The organism is Shinella sp. WSC3-e (genome assembly GCF_945994535.1).
Taxonomy (GTDB): Bacteria; Pseudomonadota; Alphaproteobacteria; order Rhizobiales; family Rhizobiaceae; genus Shinella; species Shinella yambaruensis.
Window position 1 is genome coordinate 2,263,042 of the sequence record NZ_OZ000530.1, and the last position, 22,442, is coordinate 2,285,483.

The window sequence follows — 22,442 nt, forward strand, 5'->3', positions numbered from 1 at the left end:
CCGCCGACCTTAAACCGGCGTGACGATCTTACCGGGGTTCAATACCCATTTCCGGTCCAGACATGCCTTGATCGCCCGCGCGAGATCCTGCTTCACTGGATCGGCGTAACGTTCATACGCGCTACGCTTGTCGAGGCCGACCCCGTGCTCAGCCGAGAACGATCCGCCGATCTCTCCAAGGCCCGTATAGAGCACGTCCTCGATCGCCCTATAACGTTCGGGCGACGGACTGTCGGTGTTGACGGAAATGTGCAGGTTGCCGTCAGCGAGATGGCCGAAGACATAAGGCGCATAACCCTTGTCGATCCCCAGGAGACCGTCCGTGATCCGCGCGACATAGCCATCGATTGCAGCTGCGGGAACAGACACGTCAAAGGATGGCGGATGGCTGTGCATGCGCTCGATCTGTTCCGTCTCTTCGCGCAGCCGCCAAATGATCCTTGCCTGCTCCATGGAAGCCGCCACCAGCCCGTCGAGAATGCCGGCCTCCTCCCAGATGCTCGAAAGCCCTTCCTCCAGCGCGCCGGTCGCCTCCTCGACGGTTGCCGCGCCAAGCTCCACGGCAAGCAGGCACGGCGAACCGAGCGGCAACCGTCCCGAATCCAATCCGAGCATCCCTGCCATTGCGACGGCAAAGTCACGCCACATGATTTCCGCAGCCCGCAGGTTGGCGCCGGGCATGGCAAGCAAATGGCTGACGACCCGTTGGGCGCTGGCCGCATCATTGGTCCCGATGAGCGCCGTGGCCGATGCGCCACCGAGCGGCTCAAGCCGAAGCACGGCGCGGGTAACGATGCCCAACGTGCCCTCGGCGCCGACGAACAGGTGCTTGAGGTCATAGCCTGCGCTGGTCTTTAGAACGCGCGTCAGGTCGCTGAACACGCGGCCGTCCGGCAATACCGCCTCGAGGCCGAGAAGACGATGGCGCATCGTGCCGTTTCGAAACGCCATTATGCCGCCGGCATTCGTGGAGATCATGCCCCCGATGGTGCAGCTGCCTCGCGATGCAAGGTCGATGCCGGGATCGAGGCCATGGACGGCTGCGGCCTCCTGAAGCACGGCCAGAGGCGCTCCGGCTTGAACGATCGCGACCCGGCCCAAACGATCGATCTCTTCGACCCGGTTCATCGCGCCGAGATCGCAGATGATCTGCCCGGAAACCGTCGCCGCGCCACCGGCGAGCCCCGTTCGGCCGCCCTGCGGAACCAAGGGGATCCCTCTTTCGAGACAGAAGCGCACCAGCGCCGACACGCTATCGACATCCGCCGGGCGGACCAATGCGGCCGCTCCAAAATTGCGACCGTCGAATCCCGGATCGCGGACGGCGAGCTCGTCCCGCCCCCAAATCGTCGCATCCGGCAGGGCGCCACGCAACTCGGAGAGAAGATCGCTCCGCACGCTCATCGTTGTCCTCATGTTACGGGTTGCAGGACGGCTTCACGCGGCTCCCCTCGCCCGGCGATAGACCACGCGAGCGGTCATCACCGTCACGGTGATCAGGATCAGGATGACCGAGATCGCCGCGATCGAGGGGTCGATATTGTCGCGCAGGCCCATCCACATCAGCCGCGGGAGGGTGATGGCGTTGACGCTGGTGATGAACAGCGTGACGCCGATCTCTTCCCAGGACAGCACGAAGGACAGGAGCCACGCCGTCGCTATGCCGAACTTGATGTTGGGTATGATGACCTGTGTCGCCCGCTCCCAGGTGGACGCGCCGAGACCGCGCGCGGCCAGATCGATGCGCCGGTCGACCTGGCTCAACGACACGAGGATCAGCACCACGGCGAACGGTACCGTCACGACGACATGCGCGAGTGCCACGCCGAGCCACGTGTCGTAGCCGACGACGCTCCCGATGCCCGACATGGACGTGAGCAGGAAGTAGAGGGTGATCGCCGAAACCACCGGCGGAACGATCATCGGCAACAAGACGAAACCGACCAGAACCGCCGTGTAGCGCGGCCGGAACATCCATATGCCGAGGCCGAAGACGAGCGCCAGGAGCGTCGCGAGCGTGCTGGAGACGATGCCGATGCGCAAGCTGAGCAGGATACTGTCCAGCCAGCGCGGGTCGTCGACAAGCGCACGATAGTGCCTGATCGACAGCTCTCCCGTCGGCATCGAAAGCATGCGCGACGGAGTAAAGGACACCGGCACGACCGCAAGCAGCGGCATCAGCAGGAAGATCGCCACCAGAAAGGCGAGGAACAGGGCGATGGGACCGGGACGGTAGCCGCTCATGTCAACCTGCCATTTGGGAGGGCCGCAGGAAGCGGAACAGGGCTGTTGTCAACAGGCCGACGATCAGGACAAGCGTGATGCTGATCGCAGCGCCGAGACCCCAGTCGGGACTCTGGAAGATGCGAAGGTAGACCAGCTCCGCCACCATGACGCTGCGACCACCGCCGAGGATTGCCGGCGTTATGAAGAAGCCGAGCGCGAAGACGAAGACGATCAGCGCGGCCCCGATGATGCCCGACATCGTCATCGGCACGAATATCGACCAGAAGATGCGGGTGCGGCTTGCCCCCAGGCCGCGCGCGGCAAGCAGGACGCGCTCGTCCAGCGCGCGCATGGCCGAGGCGATGGGAAACACCGCGAAGGGAATGAGGAAATGCGTCATGCCGACGACGACGCCGAACTCGTTGCGAACGAGCGCGAGAGGTTCATCGAGGATGCCGGTCGCACGCAGCCAGGTATTGATGAGCCCCTGATTGGACAAAAGCGCCACCCAGCCGAAGGCACGGGTCAAGACCGAGATCCAGAACGGCACGAGGATGCAATATTCCGCCGCAAGCCGCTGGCCCGGCGTGCCGCGCACCCAGACATAGGCGATCGCATAGGCGGCAGCGACTGCCGTCACCGTCACCAGCGCACAGATGCGCGCTGTACGCACGAACACCGATTGCACCAGCGGGTCGGTGAGCAGCACATGATACTGCCCGAGCCCCGGCTCGGGCAGCATAACGCTCCATTTCATCACACCAAGAAACGGGATGCCGTAGGCCAGCACGAGGAGCAGGAGCAGCGGCGCCAGGAGGAGCGCCGCGCCGAGATTGTGGGAGCGCGCGAACATAAGGCGGCTCAGGCGGAGATGATCTTGGTATATTCGTCGAGCGCCGGCCCGTAGTTCTCGGCGTACCATTCCATATCGAGCGGTATCTGCTTGCTCATATTTGCAGGATCGACCGGATTGAGGCGCTTCTTCTCCTCGGGGATCAGCGCATCGGCAGCGGGGTTCGCCGGACCCTGCCCCAGCATGTCGAACATGACGAGCTGCTTCTGCGGGTCCTGCGCGCTGGCGATGAACTTCATCGCCGTGTCGCGGCCGCCGGGATTGCCCTTGATGACGGCCATGGCACCCGGGGACAGCAGGCCCTGATCCCAGATGAACTTGATGCGGCCGCCCGAATCCTGCTCGATCAACGAGGCGCGCGTCGACCAGACCAGGGCCATCGAGGCTTCACCGTCGAGAAGCAGCGACTGGCTTTCCGAGCCGCCGCCCCAATAGGCTATGACGTTCTCCTTGAAGGCGGCGATCTTGTCGTGCGCGCGCTTCAGGTCCAGCGGATAGAGTTGTTCCGGTGCCACGCCGTCACCGAGGAGGGCGGCCTCCCACATGGCGCTGCCCCATTTGTAGAGCGAACGCTTGCCCGGGAACGTCGTCACGTCGAAGAAGTCGGCCATGCTCTTGGGCGGATTGTCGCCGTATTTTTCCGAGTCATAGGCGATGACATAGGAGAAGAAGTAGCTCGAAGCCGCATAGTCCCAGCCGAAACCGGGGCGCATCTTGCCCTTGTCGACGACGGCGTAGTCGATTTTCTCCATCATGTCCTGCTTGCCGAGCGTGATCGCCGAGAACGGGTCGGCGTCAACGATGTCCCAGCTCGGCGCGCCGCTTTTGAACTGGGCGGTGATGGCCCCTTCGGTCGGGCCCGAACCATCCTGCTTGACGGTGACGCCGGCCTCCTGCTGGAAAGGCTGGCCATAGGCCTTGTCATAGGCGGTGACGGCATCGCCGCCCCAGTTCACGAACACGAGCTGCTTTTCCTGCGCCAGCGCGCCGCCCGCCCTGAACGCCAGCGGCGCGCCGGCAAGAAGCATGGCGGCCAGCTGCGTAAAGCGCCGGCGGCTCATTTCGCCGCGCTTGACCTTGTCTGCGAGGATTTCGAGGCAGTCTTTCTGAAAGGCTTCATTCATTGTCGTTCCCCTGTTTTCTTGGATCTTCGGACTTCAATGGATCAGTCTTCTGCTTGTAAAATCTCTCAAACCGTCTCCGGCAGGATAAGTCCCCTCTCGGCGGGCCATGTCAGCCAGACCGTGTTGCCCTCCTCGAGCGCGAAGCGCGCGGCTTCCATCGGGACAGAGACGCTGGCCCTGCTCCCGCTGCGCGTAATCAGGTCGAGGCGCACCGCGGAGCCGAGATAGGTCGAGGATACCGCCGTGACGGGGATGCTGTTTTCGGCGATCGCCGGCTCCCGTGCGATCGACATGTGCTCCGGGCGCACCGCGAGGATGGCGTCGCCGCGCGCTTCGCCGGGAGCAAAGCGCAGGGCGACCTCGCGATCCTCGCACAGGCCCCTCGCCCCGCCCTCGTCCGGACGGATGTCGCGCAGCGGCAGCATGTTGATCTCGCCCAGGAACTCCGCGACGAAGCGGTTGCCGGGGCGCTCGTAGACCTCCTGCGGCGTGCCGACCTGGAGAAGCTCGCCATGATTGAAGATGGCGACGCGCGAGGAGAGCGCCAGCGCCTCGCTCTGGTCATGGGTGACGAAGACGAAGGTCGTTCCCGTCTCCTCGTGCAGGCGCTTCATTTCCGCCTGCATCTGGCCGCGCAGGCTCTTGTCGAGAGCCGAAAACGGCTCGTCGAGAAGAAGAACCCCGGGCTCAAAGGCGAGCGCGCGCGCCAGTGCGACGCGCTGCTGCTGGCCACCGGAGAGTTTCGCCGGCAGTTTGTGCTCGTGGCCCTGCAAGCCGACACGCTCGACCATTTCACCGACGCGGCGCTTGATCTCCGCCTCGGATTTGCGGCGCACGCGCAGCGGAAAGGCGATGTTGGCGGCGACGCTCATATGCGGAAAGAGGGCATAACCCTGGAAAACCATGCCGGAGGAGCGGCGTTCGGCCGGCTGGTCGGTGATGTCGATGCCGTCGCTGAACAGCTGCCCGCGGCTCGCACGTTCGAAGCCGGCAAGGATCATGAGGAAGGTCGTCTTGCCGGAACCGGACGGGCCGAGCAACGTGAGAAATTCGCCGCGGCCGACATCGAGTGAAAGATTCTTCAGCGCGTGGAACGCGCCGTAGCTCTTTCCAATGCCGACCGCCTTGAGTTCCGCTGCACGTCCCGACTGCTGCATAGGCTCTCCCTCACCTGTCGAGGAAAGCGTATGCGCGCAATCGGCTCACGGCAACCGAATTATTTTCGCATTATTGGCAAATTCCATTCACCTATCCGGATCGACTATACCCGCACGCTTTGCGCGTCGGCCGCCGCATTGGCCAGGCTGGATCGCAGCCAGTCCCGGAAGGCCGGAAGGACCGGATGATCCGACTTGGCGGGATCGACGACCAGATAGTAGGAGCGTGAGGCGCGAACCGCGATGTCGAAGGGGCGCACCAGCCTGCCTTCGCTCAACGCCTTCTGTCCGGTGAGCTCATCGCCCATGGCAATGCCCTGCCCCGCTATGGCGGCCGAGAAAACCAGGTTCATGTCGGAAAAGAAGATACCGCTCGCCGGATCGGCGTTTTCGACCTTGCTGAGCGAAAGCCACCGCGACCAGTCCTCGAAGTCGTTAAGATGGAGCAGGTTCGTGCGCAACACGTCGGCAGGCTTTGCGAACCCGCCAAGCCGGTTGAGCAGGCTCGGGCTGCAAAGCGGGGTGAAGCGCACATCGCACAGAAGCTCCACGCTGCGGTTCGGCCAGTTGCCGTCACCGAAGGCGATGAACGCGTCGACATCGGGATTGCTCACATCGTCGAGGCGCCGCGGCGTGAGAATGGAAAGGGAGACATCCCGGTACATCTCCTGGAATTCCGCGATATGGGTACATAGCCACAGCGAGGCGAAGCCCGGCGTGCAACTGATACGGAACGAACCGCCGATGCCGCCGTCCCGGTATTGCGCCCCGGCATCACCGAGCATCGTCAACGCCTTGTGCACGTCATGGGCATAGCGCCGGCCGCGCGCGGTCAGCGCGACACCCTTGCCGACGCGCTCCAGCAGGTCGAAGCCGAGATCGCGCTCCAGCAGCCGCAACTGGTGGCTGACGGCGCTGCGGGTCAGGTGCAGTTCGTCCGCCGCCCGCCATACGCTGCCGTGGCGCGCGAAACTTTCGAGCGCCCGCAGCGCCTGTGTCGATGGAATCCGCATAACGCCCCGTCAAGTGAACAGAATTTGCACGAAACGATAAAACATATCACTTTTTGCGCAAGCCTTTCACTGCTTTCCTCTGATGGCAGGTGCAACACGCGAGGGCTTGACACGACATGACCGCAAACATTGCCGAGGAGACCGCAACGAACTGGGTCGATGCGCACGCCGGCGCCCTGTCGGAATGGACGAGCACTATCTGGCACAAGGGAGAGACGGCCTGGCGCGAGTACGAATCCGCCGCCTGGTATGTGGAGCGCCTGCGCAGCGAGGGATTCACGGTCGAGGAGGGCTCGGGCGGCATGCCGACGGCCTTCGCCGCCTCCTGGACAAACGGCAAGGGTGGCCCGGTCATCGCCAGCTATGCCGAATATGACGCCGTGCCGGGCAACTGCCAGGCCGCAAGCACGCAGAAAGGCCCCCGCCCCGGTCTCAACGAGCATGCCGGCGGCCATACCGATCCGCATTCGGCGCTTGGCATGAGCGCCTTCGGCGGCCTTCTCGCCACCAAGGCAGCGATGCAGGCACATGGTCTTCCCGGCACGCTGAAGTTCTTCGGCGAGCCCGCCGAAAAGGTGCGCGGCTCCAAGCCGATCCACGCCGCCAAGGGCTATTATGACGGCCTCGACGCGATGATCAGTTTCCACCCCTGCTACATGCTGCCGCTGTGCAACACGGTGAACTGGGACACCCATTGCGGCGCGGCCTATGCGATGGTGTACCGCTTCGTCTGCGACGAGCCGGAAACATGGCTGAAACGGGCCGACGGCCTGCCGATCCCGCAGGCGCACAGCGCCGTGCGTGCGCCCGGCGCCAACGATGCGCTTTTCACCATGTACAACGCCTCCAAGGCGCTGCGCGATTCCATGCTGCCGCATATGGGCGGCTGGTCGATCAGCGAGGCGATCCTGACGGCGGGACAGGCGACCGCCGACAACCTGCCGGCGCGGCTTTCCGAAATCCAGTACATCATCCGCGTGCCGACCGTGGAGCTGGCCGAACAGGCGACCCTGATCCTCGACCGCAACGCCGAGGCTGCCGCCCGGCTGACCCATTGCCGCGTCGAAAAGATCTGGGTCTCGAAATCGCGCCCCGGCCTTGCCAACCATGTGATGGCCGATCTGGTCTATGGCAAACTCGCCGCCGTCGGCGCGCCGAAATGGGGCGCCCGCGCGAAGGAGATCGCCCGCGAGATCCAGTCCAGTGTCGGCCTGGAGCCGATGTCGAACCCCTTCCTGCCCGATTGCGAGAGGCTGATCAGCCCGCAGGAGGCCGAGCGCATCCTGCGGCAGGACCTGCCGCCCTCGCAGGTCAACTACACCTCGGACGACTATACCGACATGTGCTGGCACGCGCCGACGGCGCGCCTTTACATCGCCCGTCCCATGCTGAGCGGGCCCGCCGGTTTCTCCTATCCCGACTGGGTGATGAACGCACTGGGCGGCATTCCGGAAACCATCGATCCGATGGTGATCTGCGCATCGAAGACCATCGCTCATTCGATGCTGGAGCTGCTGCAGAACGCCGGGGTGCGGGCCGCTGCCCGCAGGGAATTCGAGGAGCGCACCGGCGGCGGTGTCGGCGGCACCGGATGGATTCCGCCGCTTGCCGACTACGAGGCGCCGATCGGCCTGCGCTGGCCCGAATATGTCACAACGGTGCGCGGCCGCGAATGGTGGATCCCGACCGCCGGCTATTGATGCCGCCCCTCTCCATAGGTAGACGATCATGCGCTCTCTCTACGACCATCGCCCCAGCCACGCAGCCCGCGACGCTCACGCCGACCTCGTCCTGACCAATGGCCGTATCTATACCGGCGATCCCGGATTGCCGTGGTGCCAGTCCCTGGCCGTTTCGGGCGGGCGCATCGTTGCGCGTGGCGAGCGCGCGGACGTGGAGTACCTCATCGGGCCGCAGACCAGGATAAAGGACCTCGGCGGCCGGTTTGCCATGCCGGGTCTCTACGACATGCACACCCATCCCGACCTGGCGCTCGCACCGCGCTACGCCGAGGATCTGGACATCGGCATCGTCGATCCGACGCCCGATCAGGTGCGCGACGCCGTGCTGGCCTATGCGGCCAGGCACCCGGACCGCGAATGGATCTACGGGCAATATTTCGTCCGCTACACCTTCCGGCAGGCCGGCCTCGTGCCCGGCCGGGACTGGCTGGACAACGTGCTGCCCGATCGCCCCGTCGCCCTGCTCGACCGCATGTGGGGCACCATGATGGTCAACAGCGAGGCGCTTCGCCGTGCCGGCATCGGCGCTGAGACACCCGACCCTCCCAACGGCTATCTCGAACGCGATCCGATCAGCCACGAACCGACGGGCCTGCTCATCGACGGTGCCTACGCCCTGATTCATGCCGCGATGCCGCCGACGCCCGTCCCGGTGCTGCGCGCCGCCTATCGCGACGGCGTACGCTACCAGTCCGCGCGCGGCGTGGTCGCCACCAAATACGTGCATGTCTGCGAGAACCGGCTGGAGGCGCTGCAAACCCTCGACCAGGCCGGCGAACTGACGCTCAGGGTCGAGGCCGCGATCAGCTGGCAGGACGATATTTTCCCCGTGCGCCGCCGCTGGGAGCTGCTCGCCGGCGAACGTCACTACTACCGCTCGGCCCGGCTCAACGCCAATGCCGTGAAATTCCACTTCGACGGCACCGTCGAACCGCGCTCGTCCTATCTCATGACGCCCTGGGACGGCGCGAACAGCGCCTGGCGCGGCAAGCTCAACCTGACGCCCGAACATCTCGCCGACATGGTCTGGGACATGGACCGGCAAGGCATCCGCGTAATCGCCCATTGCACGGGCGATGCGGCCTCCGACACGTTTCTGGACGCCGTCGAGGCGGCACGCCGGCGCCCGGGCGGCCTGGGCGTGCGCCATCAATGCGCGCACTCCACCATCCTGCACGGCGGCAACCTCAAGCGTTTTCGCGAGTTGAACGTCACCGCCGAATTCTCGCCGGTCTCATGGTATCCCTCGAAATTCGTCTCCGGCGCCCGCTCCGGCTACGGTCCCGAGCGGCTGTCGCGCGCCTACAACATCAAGGGCGTGCTGGAGGCCGGCGGCGTCGCCGTCGTCGGCACCGACTGGCCCGTCAGTCCGCTCGACCCCTGGATCGCGCTGGAAACCATGGTGACCCGGGCCAATCCCTGGGGGGAAACCGAGGGCCGGTTCGGCGAGCCGATCTCCCTCACCCAGGCCATCGACGTGATGACCAGAAACGGCGCCTGGTCGATGGGCATCGAGCACGAGGCCGGCACGCTGGAGATCGGCAAGTCCGCCGACATCATCGTGCTCGACCGCAACCTCTTCGAGATCGAGCCGCAGGGCAACATCCACTCCACCAGGGTGGACCTCACCTTCATGCAGGGGCAGCTCGTGCACGACCGGTTGGACGCGGCTTCCGAAGCCATCTGGCACGGCGAGGCCCCGAAACTATGGTGACCAGGCAGGCCGGACCAATACCGGTCACCGTGATCGGCGGCTTTCTCGGCGCGGGCAAGACAACGCTCGTCAACCATATTCTTGGCGGCGACCACGAACTGAAGATCGCCGTGATGGTCAACGATTTCGGCGCGATCAACATCGACGCCGCGCTCATCACCTCAACGGAAGGCGGCCTCTACAGCCTCTCCAATGGCTGCGTTTGCTGCGGGATGAACCAGGGCCTCGTCGAGCAGCTCGAAGAGCTGCTGAGCGCCCGCATCGACATCGACCATATCGTCATCGAGGCAAGCGGCGTCGCCGATCCCGCGCGGATCATGGACACGGTACGCTATGCCCGCTTTGCCGGGCGGCTGAGGGGCGATGCAATCGTCGTGCTGGTCGATGCCGCCGGCTTCGACGGCGCCATCGCCGCGGCGCCCGGTCTTGCGGAAGCGCAGGTCGGATCGGCCGATCTCCTGATCCTCAACAAGACCGATCTCGTATCACGCGACATCCTTGACGCCTGGCATGCGCGCTGGGCCTTTCCCGACACGCGGACCATCGAGACGACGAACGCGCGCGTGCCGTTCGACCTCCTTTTCGCCGGCGGTTTTCCCTCCCGCGGCGCTAGCTCGCCCTTCGCGGCCGTGCCGGTTCACGAGCAGGCCGAAAGCGTTACGTGGCGGCATGACGGCCCCATCGACGCCAAGCGCCTGCATGGGGTGCTCGCTGCGCTGCCTGCCCGTATCTACCGGGCCAAGGGTTTCGTGCAGGCAAGCGATGGCCGACTGTTCGCCGTTCACGTGGTCGGCGCGCGGGTCTCCTTCGAACCGGCGTCGCATCTGCCCGAGGGCTTCGACGGACAAAGCCTGCTCGTGCTCGTCGGCTTCGGCCGGGATCTGCCGTTTGAAGGGGTGCTCGCGCAATTGAACGGTTGCGGTGCGCTTGCCCGCTCCGGGAAGAAGGGATCTGCCTGAGATGAAGACCGTCGGAACCTATCTGGTCGAACTGCTTGCCGCATATGGGGTGGATACCGTTTTCGGCATCCCCGGCGTCCATACGGTTGAAATGTATCGCGGGCTGCCGGGCAGCGGCATCCGCCACGTGACCCCGCGTCACGAACAGGGGGCCGGGTTCATGGCCGACGGCTATGCCCGTGCCACCGGCAGGCCTGGCGTGTGCTTCGTAATTTCCGGCCCCGGCCTCACCAACATCGCCACCGCCATGGCGCAGGCCTACGGAGATTCCGTGCCGATGCTGGTCATCACCAGCGTCAACCCGCCTGGCCGCATGGGGTCGGGCGAAGGACATCTGCACGAACTGCCCGACCAGCGCCAGCTCGCTCGCCAGTTCACCGCCTTCAGCCACACCGTGCTGCGGGCGGAGGAGCTGCCTCAGGTCATCGCCCGCGCCTTTGCCGTCTTCGCTTCGGCCCGTCCGCGCCCGGTGCATATCGAGTTGCCTGTCGATCTGCTGACGCTGGATGCCTCCGTACTGCCCTCTCCGCAGAAGCGGCCGCCCCCCAGCCGCCCCGCGCCGGAAGCGCAGGCAATAACGGCCGCCGCCGCCCTGTGTTCGCAGGCCGTGCGCCCGGTCATCCTGGCCGGCGGCGGTGCCGCCGATGCCGCGTCCCCCTTGCTCCGGCTGGCCGAAACGCTCGACGCCCCGGTGATCATGACCGTCAATGGCCGCGGCGTTCTGCCACCGGGCCATCCCCTTGGCGTTTCGTGCAGCCCCGCCATGGCGGCGACGGCCAACCTCATCGAGGCGGCCGACCTGGTGATTGCGGCGGGCACCGAGTTTGGGCCGACCGACTACGATTTCTATGAGACGGGCGGCGCGCGCATCACCGGGAAACTGATCCGCATCGACATCGATCCCGAGCAGGCCATGCGCGGCCGGCCGGCCGATATCGCGCTGGTAGCCGACTGCGCCCTTGCGCTCGACGCGCTGACCGCGAGGATCCCGCCGCGCGCGGCGAACGACGGGGCTGCACGTGCAAGGGCCGCCAGAGAGGCTGTTCGAGAAATGCTCAATCCGGTTCTGCGCGCCGGCGTCGATCTCATGGAGATCGTACGCGAAGCCCTGCCCGACGTCATTATTGTCGGCGACTCCGCGCAGCCCGTCTATGCCGGCTGCATCGACTTTGCCGCGAACAGGCCGCGGTCGTGGTTCTGCTCGGCAACCGGCTACGGCACGCTCGGCTATGCACTGCCCGCCGCCGCGGGAGCGCTGATCGGCACCGGCCGGCCAACCGTCTGCCTTGCCGGCGACGGCGGCATCCAGTTTACCCTGCCCGAACTCGCCGCCGCCCGCGAGGCCGCCCTGCCGCTCATCGTGCTGCTGTGGAACAACAGCGGCTACGGCGAGATCAAGACCTACATGGAAGCACGCGGCATCGCGCCGATCGGCGTCGACATCTATACGCCGGATTTCCTGGCCATCGCCCGCGGCTTCGGCTGTAAGGCCGAGCGCCTGAGAAGTCCTGGCGAGCTGCCAGCGCTTTTGAGATCGGCCATCCGGCGTACGTGCCCCACGGTCATTGAAATCGATGAAGAGGCCTATGTAACCGCCAAGGCAGAATGCCGCTCGCCACATACGTTTGAACACCCCTCCCCTGTTTTCATTGCACTTTCAGGAGCCGTCGCCACAAACAGTTGAGCACGTCGCCTCGTACCCCTGAGCAAACAGGGGGCCGTCGCCACATACGTTTGAGCAACAATTTAAGAGGCATTGCGCCACAACTTACACATGCAATACCCTGTGTATGATGCCAGGGAGCATTCTTGGACACGAGGCCAGTCACCAATAGTGATTGGCCATCTTCTTCACGTTCTCAACGAGATTTTCGATCAACGAGACGGCACTGGCCTTCGTGCCTCCGAACAAGCCAGCTTTGAGCGGGGGCCACTCATCTCCGTCTCTTTCTATCTCCTGTAGAACATTCTGAATGGACTGGCCGGAATGGTTCCAGACGAAGCGACCACGCAAAGTGTAGCGACCACCTGTTTTGGATGCCTCAATATAATGGAGGGCTAAAAGAACCTCCAAGCGCTCGAAATCCCGCTCGATATCCTCTGCTTTGGAAAGCTTGCCGAAGAGACTCATAAAGTGGTCGCTAATGGGCGTATAGCGCTTTTGTGAATGTAGGGCATTCGCTGTGTCAGAATCCACGACAGCAATCGCTCCTAGATGCTCAAGTACACTTTCCTCGTTGCCTCTGTGCGTCAATCGTCCCTCAACGAGGTACTTGAAAAGTGGCCAGTTGCCTCTCGCCATCGCCCCATAGGATGCAGCGTAGAAGCAAACCGCGCCAGGGTATTTGTTCATTTCCAGCCATAGAACCACACCGTCGCGTCGATTGGACGGAACCAGTTTGGTGATGGATTGCCGGATAGATTCAAAATTGTAGGCTTCAGCCCACTGAGCTGCCGCAAACAACATATGTTGTAGCCCATCCGTAGAGGCGTCATATGCTTCGAAACGCGCCTTGATAGCCGCCGTGTCGACCGGCCTCGCTCCAGCAGTGTAAGCGGAGTCCAGAAACGCTCTTACACGATTTGCTTCGTCAATTAGGAGATCGTGAAACCGGACCCGGTATTGGGGAGATGCGACGAATTTTTTGATGGCTGAAACCTGAGCATTAATGGAAAGAGGGTGAGCCGCTTTGGATTCCTTCAGGCCTTCGACCATTTCCTGTAGCTGTACGAAAAATTTGTCCGCACCATCGATCTCGATCAGATGACCACTTCGTAGGGTGAGCAGCTTCTCAGCTCGTGCGCCAAGTTTCCCGCGAGTTGCCCAAAAAGTGGCGTAGCGACGAGACGAACACCGTTCAAATGCTGCCCTGAGAGCCTGATCCCATTCCCCGGACCAGCCGCACACGATCAATCCGAACTCATCTAGAATTCGGTCAAGATAAGCATCCATCGCCGGATCGTATGATGCAAGTTCGTCTTCCGTGTTCTTAATGCGGTCATCCAGGTAGTCACCATGGATTTTCACGATTACGCACCTCTGGTGCACTAGAGGGGCAGCGCCTTTGGTCGCATCAGCCGTGGATATGACGGTCGGAACGATACCGACATCCGTAAGCGCAACTTCCATTAGGCGGTCAAAATTTGTGGTGACGATCACCTTGATGAAGCCATCGCGCGCCAGCTCAGCAATGGCGCGATGTGCTGCTGTTGGCATCTTGATGCCATCATCGCGTTCTTCGTCCGTAGGCTCAAAGAACTCATGCAAAATTGCGCGACGCTCCGCTGGCGTCTTCGCAAGCACGTCCAGCAGTTCTGAATAGCCGGGCTCTTTCCCAAATTTATCCTGATACCAACGTGCCGGATCACCCAGGGTGTCTTCGGCTGACAGAGCAGCAATGCGTTCGACCAGGTCAAGGGTGACCTCCCACCCAGTCGGAATTCCCGCACTTCGAGAGATACCGGAACCAAGTAGGACTGCGTACACGCCAGGAGACGTTTGAATTGAATGAGCTAGAGAGAGGATCGGGTCCATCATGATCTTTCAGTTGGTGACCGATGCATACGGAAGCAGTGTTCCACAGCGACAATGACTTGCTTGGGTCAGCTGGTTCACAGTTGACCGGAATCCCCAACAGATCGCCGGTCTTTTTGTGAGTCCACCGAACACCTGCAAGGAGGCGATGGCCCCTTTATTCAACCCATCTGAAGGGGCACATCCTCATTGTATTGATCACATACTCAGCGGCGGCTTTGGTGTCGAAAACGAAAATTGATGCGTGTTGCTCGTCCGCCGCCTCTGAGCGTATCCGTTCATAGTGTTCAAGCGTGCCCACACGACAAACATTGCTTTCACTCATGATTACGTATCGCTCTGGAACGTGTGAGGGGTGCGTAGTTCGCACCAGAAGGCCTTGCGTTCCGTACCGGGCTTCTGCGAGATGCGAAGCAAATGCCATCATGGGCAGCCTGCTTATCGCGGCAGCATCATCAGCTGATGAAGTATTCGAAGAATGATTGGCTCGCCGAAAACTCGTCACCGCCAGTAGTGTGCAAACTTCCGAAAATTTTAGGGGCGATCTGCTTCCCTTATCGCAAATGATCACACCTTCATTGATAAGTTTTTCGATCTCGTCGACCGAAATTCGAACTATTTCCGCTGCCCTATCAATATCGACTTCCGCTTCAACTAACTTCAAAACGAATATTCCTACTCTATGACGACGAAAAACCGCCCGCTTTGGCCGCAGCATACTCCATCTCGCTTTCGGATTAGGAATGCTTCCACCCAATGAACACCACGGTATTGGGTCGTCTCCCAGTGCTTTCCATCACCAGCGTCGGACTTGTAAAAGCCACCGCGAAGCTCGCTGGCGGAACGAACCCCATCCGGGTCGGTATTGACCACCCGCCACATGACCTTGAAATCGCTCGACGGGAACGGGAGACCCATGGAGTTTACTGCCTCGAACAGAATTTCCTTAGATCGATGGACGACTTGCCCGCTCTCAAGATTGCTGTCCCTTGGCCCATTGCGGCTGTTGTAAAGTCCAGCACGTATTAGAACTGTCGACGCCCGTACCATTGGCCAACGGGCTCTCCTCATCCAAGGTACGTTTGACGGTATGGTCCGTAGGAGATCAGTGGCAAGCGCGCGTCCAACTTGAAACGCGTTTCCGACGATTCGTGTAGATATATTGCTCATATAGCGAGCACTAACCTGTCTCGCCTCCTCGACAACGATGTCTGCGCCAAACGTGTCGCCGAATATGTCGCGCCACTTTAAGAGGGACTCTTTCTCATCAGGTTCGGCGTAAGCGTCATCAATCCAGCCTCGATATTTGTTAATCTTGTTCCGGAAGTTTTGATATTTCTCTTCGTCCCAGTTCCGCGTCAAAAATTCGTCAGGCAAGACAGGATTTGCAATCGTGGGCATCGTCGTCTGCTTTTGCAAATAGTCGTCAAGCCTACCGATTCTGACCTTAAGCGTAGTTGGAACATCACAGAGGACATCAAGTGCCCGGTCGAGAGCGCTGACTTGCTGGCCTATCAAGGTCGTCAACAGAACTGACTTCACAGAGAAATTCAGTTTGATATCGCGCATGTATTTCAACAAGCGCGTGGCCTCCTGCAAGCTATCGCCGTTCGCATAGGAACAGCGAGTATGCCACCAGTTGGCAAAACCCTTGCCATCGGTCGGTTCGAATACGTTGTCTCTGCGATTACAGATGTCTTGTCCGAAGTACCCGCCCGCCTTTTGCACGCAGGGCACGACATCCAAAGTGAAGTCGTTGGCGTACTCAATGGTCACACACCTAGTCTTACGAGAAACCTTCGACTCATAAACCCCGGACGCCTTGAAAATAGCTTACAATGAATCGATGTATTCGGTGGGCTCGAAACTTTCATAGGGAGCAACAAAGGTTAATAGATCAGCGTCAAACCCCTTGTTGCCAGGCGGCTTGATAATTGTCCGATGTGCCCATGAGCCTTGCTTTTCAAACTCCCCGACCGGAACCTTCCAGTTCTCCAAGACAAAATTCTCGATTGCGGCGGCTTTACTTTCAAGATTCTCAATTCTCGTCTTGTTGAGATTAACTTCATCTCTAAGGAAATTAGCGAATTGATCTATGTGCTTCATGCAATCGCAATCTCACGCTTGAGTATGATCCAGGCTGTGGACTAAGTGAAATCCGCCCAATCGGCGATTCTCATCGTAGACGCGAAGAGTGGGATGAGCCTTCGGCTGCCATCCTCGGCCGATTTCGACAGCCGTTGACGCTGGAACGGAAGGGAAAAGGTGCACCTCTACATCGGGACCGTGAGCATGTCGGATTTGGTCCAACGTGGATCGAAAATCACGGGCGAACGCGACAAGATCATCAGATCGGCGCAGAACATCGTTTCCCCGAAATGACGATCTTATTGACCATATTGGAACAGCATCGCCTAGAATGCGTATGACGCGTTCATCTGCGATGTCTGAGCTGATCTCGACCTTCAATGCCACAATGTTCGCCCTGGAAGGAACAGCTGGACAGACATCGAAAGTTAAAGGCGGTGAATTGTTGTCCCACTTCAAGCCCTTTGGATTTCTCAGTAGTTGCCTGACATCTACGGCACGGATGTCGGACAGAAGGCGGCCAAGCTCGATAAGTAAAGGTATCGGAGCCAAAGCAGCGACGGTGAGGTGTTGTAGCTCGCCGCGTTCTGTCCGACCACTGACCTTTTCTTTAAAGCCACTTCGGAGGTTTCTAAGATGAATGGCCCAGTATTCTGGCTCGTCTTCGCTGTAATCCAGCCCGATTAGTTCAAGATCAATGTTCCCCCCACGAACAGGGAAACGGCCTTCTTCCACGATGGCGATTTGCAAATCGGACGCGGTAACGAGAGCCTCGTTGGTTGCTATTTTAGCAGTATACCGTAGGGCGTGCGTCCCCCGATGTCGGGCAATTGCTGTTACTGCTTCAATACGATCTTCATGTTCACGCTTCATCTCCCGGAGAAGTTCAGCGGGATGCTCGGCCTTCTTTTCCCTGTCGATCACCCGATGGTGGACGTCGCAAAGGAGCATGATGTTATCCGGATCGCTTGCGAGCTTCTTTGAAAGCGTTTCGTGCCCCCTTGGGCCGCCAGGGCTGTCGGCGATAATGTGCGCGTGGTAGCCCTTATTGGCATTTGGAGTATTGGACACCAAATCGCCAATCAGCAGATCGTTGCACCCACGGTATTCGCAACGCCCCCCCTGACCTTGCCCAAAGGAAGTTTTGCACTTTGGTGGGAATCGAAGCGCGGGCTTCCTTAGTGGCAATCGACTTGGATTGAGCTTTTTTCACGGAGTTGGGCAAGTATGGCTCTCTGGAACAAATTAGCAACATTGTTCCATCTTCTGCGCCAGTTGTCCATAGAAGTTGTAGCGGTAGTTCGATTTCTACCGAGGTATCCACAACCTCGACCATTGGCACCGGGATTAAGTCGTTGAGGGCTTGGAAGTGGCGGCCAATATCACACGCAGGGCCCGGAAGCCTGCCTTCCCATTGTCGCCTCGAATGCAGTCTAATTTGCCGCTTATCACTTTCACTGCGGCATCGCCCATTCGCAATCCCTCGTTCCGTGCGAAGGTAGTCAGTGAGCGCGATTTTGCATGCCTCATTTGCGGCAAACGACCTGTGAAGTCCAAGAGCTTCTGAATGTCGCGGACCAGGAAACGGTGGCCGACCGGTCCGTCTCCGATAACATTGCCGAACGACCGGAGAAAGCCTGCATCAACGAGTGGCTGAATGTCCTGTGAAGCCATACCCAAAGCCGTAGCTGCCTCGACACGGGTCATCATTCGACGAACATGATGTTCGATGGTGTCAGCCTCTACAGGATCGAATTTGACCGGGGCGCGGTACCATTCCCGCTCTGGCATAAGCCCAAGTGCATCAGCCACGGCAGGCAGACCTTTCCGGTTGACTCCGATCCTGGCAGCCAACTCCGTCAACCCGATCTCTTCCTTCAAGAAATCATCGGATGGGATCGGGTCCACGGCTCCACGAGCTTCGAGCGCGAGAGCCTTACGAATTGCGGTCTTTATGACCCCGGCGATCTTTCTGTCCTCCAAGGCATTTTGCTGAATTCTGACCCATTCAAACACAATGGTCCACCCACGTGTCTTCATGGCATCTGGCACTCGCGCACGAATCCAGGCTCGCAGTGTTTCCACCAGATGAGGGCCGTCACCGCTCAAAGCTTGGAAGCCAACTTCCGTCGCATCTAACTGCATTTCGGGCAGCTCAGACGACCAAGGATTGCAGAGCAACCTCCCGATGATATCGCAGACCTCGATGACTGTACCGGCGTCGCAGGTATCAATAAGCGGTGCAATCAGCCTGTCGGCAAAGCCCAGGCGACCAAGGAGGTAGGTTTCCAGCGTTGCGCCCGAAGCATGCAGAGCCATAGGGCGACCGAGAACCTCGCCATCGGGTGAGATATCGAAATTTGGCCACCACCAATGCAGCGTTTTGCCATCGGCGCACGTGTCGACCAAGGCCGTCCCGTGGAAAGGACATCGTCTGATCGCTTGGATATCCCACCATATCCGATGAAAAGGCCGCTCGTGAAGACAACCGGGACACCAGCGACGCCTGGTGTAGGAAAAATCGCTGTAACGAAATACCTCATCACACAGCATCACTTTTGCACCGTGACGCCTTGGTGTCGCACGACGTAACCTGCTCAAACGGTCAGCCGACAGAGGAAGTTTCTCGATAACGTCCAACAGGTGCTCAGGGCTAATATTGCGAGCCCGCACATCGATCCAATCGCTGTACGACGTCACGCTCGTATGCCCTTCCGCTGAAACCAAACGCGCATAGTATCCGTGAGCAGGTTCCGCCACCTGATTGATGACATCCCACCTGCTGAATGGTGCGGTTCGCAAATCGAAGGCAATCGTCATTGGGCCTGGACCTCCGCAAATGGCTGGAAAGTCTTCCCACTCGGCAACCGATCTTCGGCCGCAGAACGGAGGTGATGGGGCATGATGCAAGCAGAATCGTCGTTGATGGCCTCATATCCCGCTGCAACGACGATATTCATCGCCAATCCCAATGAGCCGTCAGTCATCTCCAGGAGGTCCGGCAGATAACGTTTAGCGGCAAGGTCGGACAGCTGCCGGAATGGCAGACGCTGATCCACACCATGCAGAAAGATGCGAAACTTGTTACGCCCCTCGGGTGTTTTGGGGTCGAAGCCCTCCACGCGGTATCGCGGAAATCCACCGCGTCCCTTCATCTGAAGATCGGCTTCCATCGGACCCTCGATGCTAGCAGGACCAGCCAACAGCACGTTGCAGGCGTTTGCCTGATCGACCAGATATTTGATGAGTGAGGCATACACTGCTCGTCGCTTGCCAGCCGCCCCAAACAGGCAATGTGCGTCGTCAATGATCAGCAGCTTCGTCTTGCATTCGATCAGACGCCTCGCAGCTTTCGAGTTCATCGATGCAATGGTGAGCCGGGGAACGGCAGGAACGCCGGTCATCATATAAATCTGTTTCCCGAGTTCCAGGGAATCCCAGTCTTGACGGGCCTGGACGTAGACGACGTCGTGCTCGAAGCCATTGTCGGTCAAACGAGGCGGAAATTGCCGCGCAAAGTGCTGCAGGATGAACGTTTTGCCTGACCGGTATTCACCCAGCAGCCCTGCGATCCATCCCGTATCCGGCTCCCCGCCATCTACGGGAAGATGAAACTTCATGATCTTGTCGCTGATTTCGACGAATTTCTCATACGGATAGAGCACGTTCTTGATCATCGCCTGCCGGGTGGCCGCAGGCAGAGTTGCAGCCGCCCGTCGATCTTCGTCGGTCTCGAACGCGGTAGTGTGGAAATCCGGATAAATCATGCTTTATCATCCTTACGCTTGAACAAATTGGAGATGTCGTCGTCGTCCTGGCTCAGGTCGAACGAGTATTTGCGCCCGTCCTCCTGGCGCGCTGGCACTACGTCGGGAGCGGGAGACGTCATGGGACGCGGAGCTGGTGAGACCGGCTTTGCGGCCGGAATATGGGTCGCAACAGCAGAAAGGCTCATTGGCACCGAACCCGAAGGGGCGTTGTGATCGATTTCGACAACGCGCGTACGCCGATACTTGTTGGTGGCCCTTGCGTGGAATTTTGCCAGTTGCTTACTAGACCGCCAGTTCACTCTGATCTTGTTGATCTCTTCCAGCCTGTTGGTGAAGTCGTTGTAGGCGCTTCTAAAATCGCGAGCGTCGCGTTTCTGCTCTTTCAGATAGTCCATAACCTTCTGATGCTGGTAGAGCCGCAGCCCCTTCGCGTACCAAGCGTCAGCCTCCTGCACCGGCACCTCTATGATCTGCCCAGTGTGGTGGTTGAGCAGGAAAATGTGGTCCAGATTGCTAGGGTTTCGCCAAGCCTTGTACTTGGTGGACTGAACTCCAGGCACCGCCGTCCTGTTTTGTGCGTCAGCTTGAACGACAATCAGGTCGGGATGGCAGTAGATAAGATTATCCCACCACACACAGCCGTCGCGGACGCTCACGTCCTTTGTGTTACCGATCATTCGGGTAATCACATCAGGATCGATAGGACGCCTTGCGTGGGAATGGCGAATTCCGTCATCCCAGAGCTGGTTCGGAATCCCGTCCAGGGTTCTGAGCATTCCAAGACCCTTATGCGGGTTCACATGATAGTCGCTGCAGATGTACCGGATGATGAAATCGTTCAGCTCGGACAGCGTGAGCATGGGGAGGTCGGCATTCTTGTCAGCGAACGAGTCACGTTCTTTCGGACTCCCTTTGGTCGATCTGGGCAGATTGTGGATGATGTCCTGGTTCATGGTCTGAAACAGCCGCTCGACAGCGCCTTTTTCCCACGGATGACCTGGTCGGTACTCGATCAGCTGGATTCCCAATTGCGCCAACGATTCACGCACATGGTCGTTGATCAGCGCCATGTCATTATCGACGCCAAGCCTTCGGAAGGTACCGTACTGCTTCCATTCTAAGCCGGGATACTGCGACATATCCTTCGGGCTGATGGCGTGCACCAGACCTTCCAGGAAATGCTCGAACGAAGCACCCTTAAAGCTGACGGAATACCCAAGGAACGAGCCGGTCTTTCGGTCGCGAAAAGCGATGAGATGGGGACGCCCATAAATAATCGGTCGCTCATCATCGACCACGATGATGTCGATGGGCGTAAAATCGACGTCCACAATGTCGAGTGGATGATCGGGCAGTGCCTGCGTGATATAGATGTTGAACTTCTTGCGAGCGTAGTCCACACCGCGTCGCCACAGCGCCTTCTGAAACTTATCGATGGCACCCAAGCGGCGCTGAAGAGTGTGATCGCTTGGTTCGATCAGCACGCCTTTCTCGTTGCACAGCTTCTCCAGCAGGTGGCGGTTTGGGCGCTCATGCAACGATGCCAGAAAGAATTTCTTGACGTCCCGCCAGTCGCCCTTGTCGAGACGACACGCCTTTTCGACCGCATCGGCCATCAGGTTCTCGACGTGCATGCCAAAATGGTCGCGCCGATTTCCAGAGCTTATGCCAGGAGCCAACTTACCAACAATGTCGGACGACTCGTGTAAGTATTGTTCGACTTTTTCCCTGAGCGTATTGTAGCACGGTGGTCGTGCTTCTCCCCGCTCCAATGCATGAGCTTTCGAGACACGTTCGATGAGACCTCGTTTTGGCTCAACCCCTTCACGCTCTGCTGCGCGCAAGATAGCATCTACGTAGCTCAGGTAGAATTTGCCCTTTGTCAGCTGGGCATCGGTGTAACGGAAGGCAGCACCCGGTGCATTTTTGTTCAGCCTTTTGCCGTTTTCCTGCCGCAGCCGCCGATGGGTTTCCAAAAAGACGAGCTGCGACGTAGTCAGATGCACGGTGCTCTGGGTGACGATGTTGTTCATCGTGATCACGACGCCAAAACGGTCATCTTTCAAGCAGGACTGCACCATGTAGTATCCGATGCGCATCCGGTCTCTCGACCAGATGTTATATCGGGTACCTGCCGCCACATCATATTTTTGCTGAAACTTGCCGTTCTCAGGCAACGGCAAGTCGAGTTCGTCTGCGGTCATGATGACCGGCAGGGATTCTGGATTCAGGAATGCACCAGGATGTTCACGGATCGACAT

General features: G+C 60.0%; 17 protein-coding genes and 1 pseudogene. 4 read left to right on the forward strand and 14 right to left on the reverse strand.

All coding sequences use genetic code 11. The annotated features are described in order from the left end of the window. Positions 1-9 precede the first annotated feature (9 nt). The 6 genes from AABF56_RS11155 to AABF56_RS11180 form a co-directional block, all read right to left on the reverse strand. Positions 10-1,404 carry an FAD-binding oxidoreductase gene (locus AABF56_RS11155; RefSeq protein ID WP_272805970.1) on the reverse strand — a complete coding sequence of 465 codons (1,395 nt, stop codon included), beginning with the start codon at positions 1,402-1,404 and terminating at the stop codon, positions 10-12. A gap of 33 nt (positions 1,405-1,437) precedes the next feature. Then, entirely contained in the window at positions 1,438-2,244 is an 807-nt protein-coding gene (locus tag AABF56_RS11160) for an ABC transporter permease (RefSeq protein ID WP_244766928.1), read from the reverse strand. A 1-nt stretch (position 2,245) separates the two neighbouring features. Then, positions 2,246-3,079: an ABC transporter permease gene (locus AABF56_RS11165; RefSeq protein WP_272805971.1), complete on the reverse strand. Its 834-nt coding sequence runs from the start codon at positions 3,077-3,079 to the stop codon at positions 2,246-2,248. Positions 3,080-3,087: 8 nt separating this feature from the next. Continuing rightward, entirely contained in the window at positions 3,088-4,203 is a 1,116-nt protein-coding gene (locus tag AABF56_RS11170; protein WP_244766930.1) for an ABC transporter substrate-binding protein, read from the reverse strand. A gap of 65 nt (positions 4,204-4,268) precedes the next feature. Next, positions 4,269-5,360: an ABC transporter ATP-binding protein gene (locus AABF56_RS11175; protein ID WP_272805972.1), complete on the reverse strand. Its 1,092-nt coding sequence runs from the start codon at positions 5,358-5,360 to the stop codon at positions 4,269-4,271. A gap of 104 nt (positions 5,361-5,464) precedes the next feature. Further along, positions 5,465-6,373 (reverse strand): LysR substrate-binding domain-containing protein, encoded by a 909-nt coding sequence (locus tag AABF56_RS11180; protein ID WP_244766932.1) that lies wholly within the window; start codon positions 6,371-6,373, stop codon positions 5,465-5,467. Positions 6,374-6,489: 116 nt separating this feature from the next. On the opposite strand from AABF56_RS11180, the gene AABF56_RS11185 reads away from it, so the two are divergent. From AABF56_RS11185 to AABF56_RS11200, 4 genes are read left to right on the forward strand one after another with little or no spacing between them, the layout of a single operon-like run. Then, the gene (locus AABF56_RS11185; protein ID WP_272805973.1) at positions 6,490-8,073 is read left to right on the forward strand and encodes an amidohydrolase; all 1,584 of its coding nucleotides are present in this window, start codon (positions 6,490-6,492) and stop codon (positions 8,071-8,073) included. Between the two features lie 28 nt (positions 8,074-8,101). Then, a complete protein-coding gene (locus AABF56_RS11190; protein ID WP_272805974.1) occupies positions 8,102-9,829 on the forward strand; it encodes an amidohydrolase in 1,728 nt (575 codons plus the stop codon). Beyond that, a complete protein-coding gene (locus AABF56_RS11195) occupies positions 9,823-10,788 on the forward strand; it encodes a CobW family GTP-binding protein (RefSeq protein WP_272805975.1) in 966 nt (321 codons plus the stop codon). The genes AABF56_RS11190 and AABF56_RS11195 overlap by 7 nt, the downstream gene beginning before the upstream one ends. Position 10,789: 1 nt before the next feature. Beyond that, positions 10,790-12,472, forward strand: a complete 1,683-nt coding sequence (locus AABF56_RS11200) for a 5-guanidino-2-oxopentanoate decarboxylase (protein WP_272805976.1) — start codon at positions 10,790-10,792, stop codon at positions 12,470-12,472. Between the two features lie 141 nt (positions 12,473-12,613). Here AABF56_RS11200 and AABF56_RS11205 read toward each other — a convergent pair whose 3' ends face one another. The 8 genes and pseudogenes from AABF56_RS11205 to AABF56_RS11240 all read right to left on the reverse strand — a co-directional run bounded on the left by AABF56_RS11205 (position 12,614) and on the right by AABF56_RS11240 (position 22,442). Continuing rightward, on the reverse strand, positions 12,614-14,326 hold the full coding sequence (locus AABF56_RS11205; RefSeq protein ID WP_272805977.1) for an SIR2 family protein: 1,713 nt from the start codon (positions 14,324-14,326) through the stop codon (positions 12,614-12,616). Between the two features lie 154 nt (positions 14,327-14,480). After that, positions 14,481-14,987, reverse strand: coding sequence for a hypothetical protein (locus AABF56_RS11210; RefSeq protein ID WP_272805978.1), 507 nt, complete (start codon positions 14,985-14,987; stop codon positions 14,481-14,483). Between the two features lie 11 nt (positions 14,988-14,998). Beyond that, entirely contained in the window at positions 14,999-15,892 is an 894-nt protein-coding gene (locus tag AABF56_RS11215; protein ID WP_336314396.1) for a nucleotide-binding domain-containing protein, read from the reverse strand. 72 nt (positions 15,893-15,964) lie between these two features. Further along, a pseudogene (locus tag AABF56_RS11220) lies at positions 15,965-16,429 on the reverse strand (SMODS domain-containing nucleotidyltransferase); the annotation flags it as partial. Positions 16,430-16,441: 12 nt separating this feature from the next. After that, the gene (locus AABF56_RS11225) at positions 16,442-17,482 is read right to left on the reverse strand and encodes an SAVED domain-containing protein (protein WP_272805979.1); all 1,041 of its coding nucleotides are present in this window, start codon (positions 17,480-17,482) and stop codon (positions 16,442-16,444) included. A 276-nt stretch (positions 17,483-17,758) separates the two neighbouring features. Continuing rightward, positions 17,759-19,231 (reverse strand): TniQ family protein, encoded by a 1,473-nt coding sequence (locus tag AABF56_RS11230; protein WP_272805980.1) that lies wholly within the window; start codon positions 19,229-19,231, stop codon positions 17,759-17,761. After that, positions 19,228-20,178: a TniB family NTP-binding protein gene (locus AABF56_RS11235; protein WP_272805981.1), complete on the reverse strand. Its 951-nt coding sequence runs from the start codon at positions 20,176-20,178 to the stop codon at positions 19,228-19,230. Before AABF56_RS11235 ends, AABF56_RS11230 begins: the two co-directional genes overlap by 4 nt. Further along, positions 20,175-22,442, reverse strand: coding sequence for a hypothetical protein (locus AABF56_RS11240; RefSeq protein WP_272805982.1), 2,268 nt, complete (start codon positions 22,440-22,442; stop codon positions 20,175-20,177). The genes AABF56_RS11235 and AABF56_RS11240 overlap by 4 nt, the downstream gene beginning before the upstream one ends.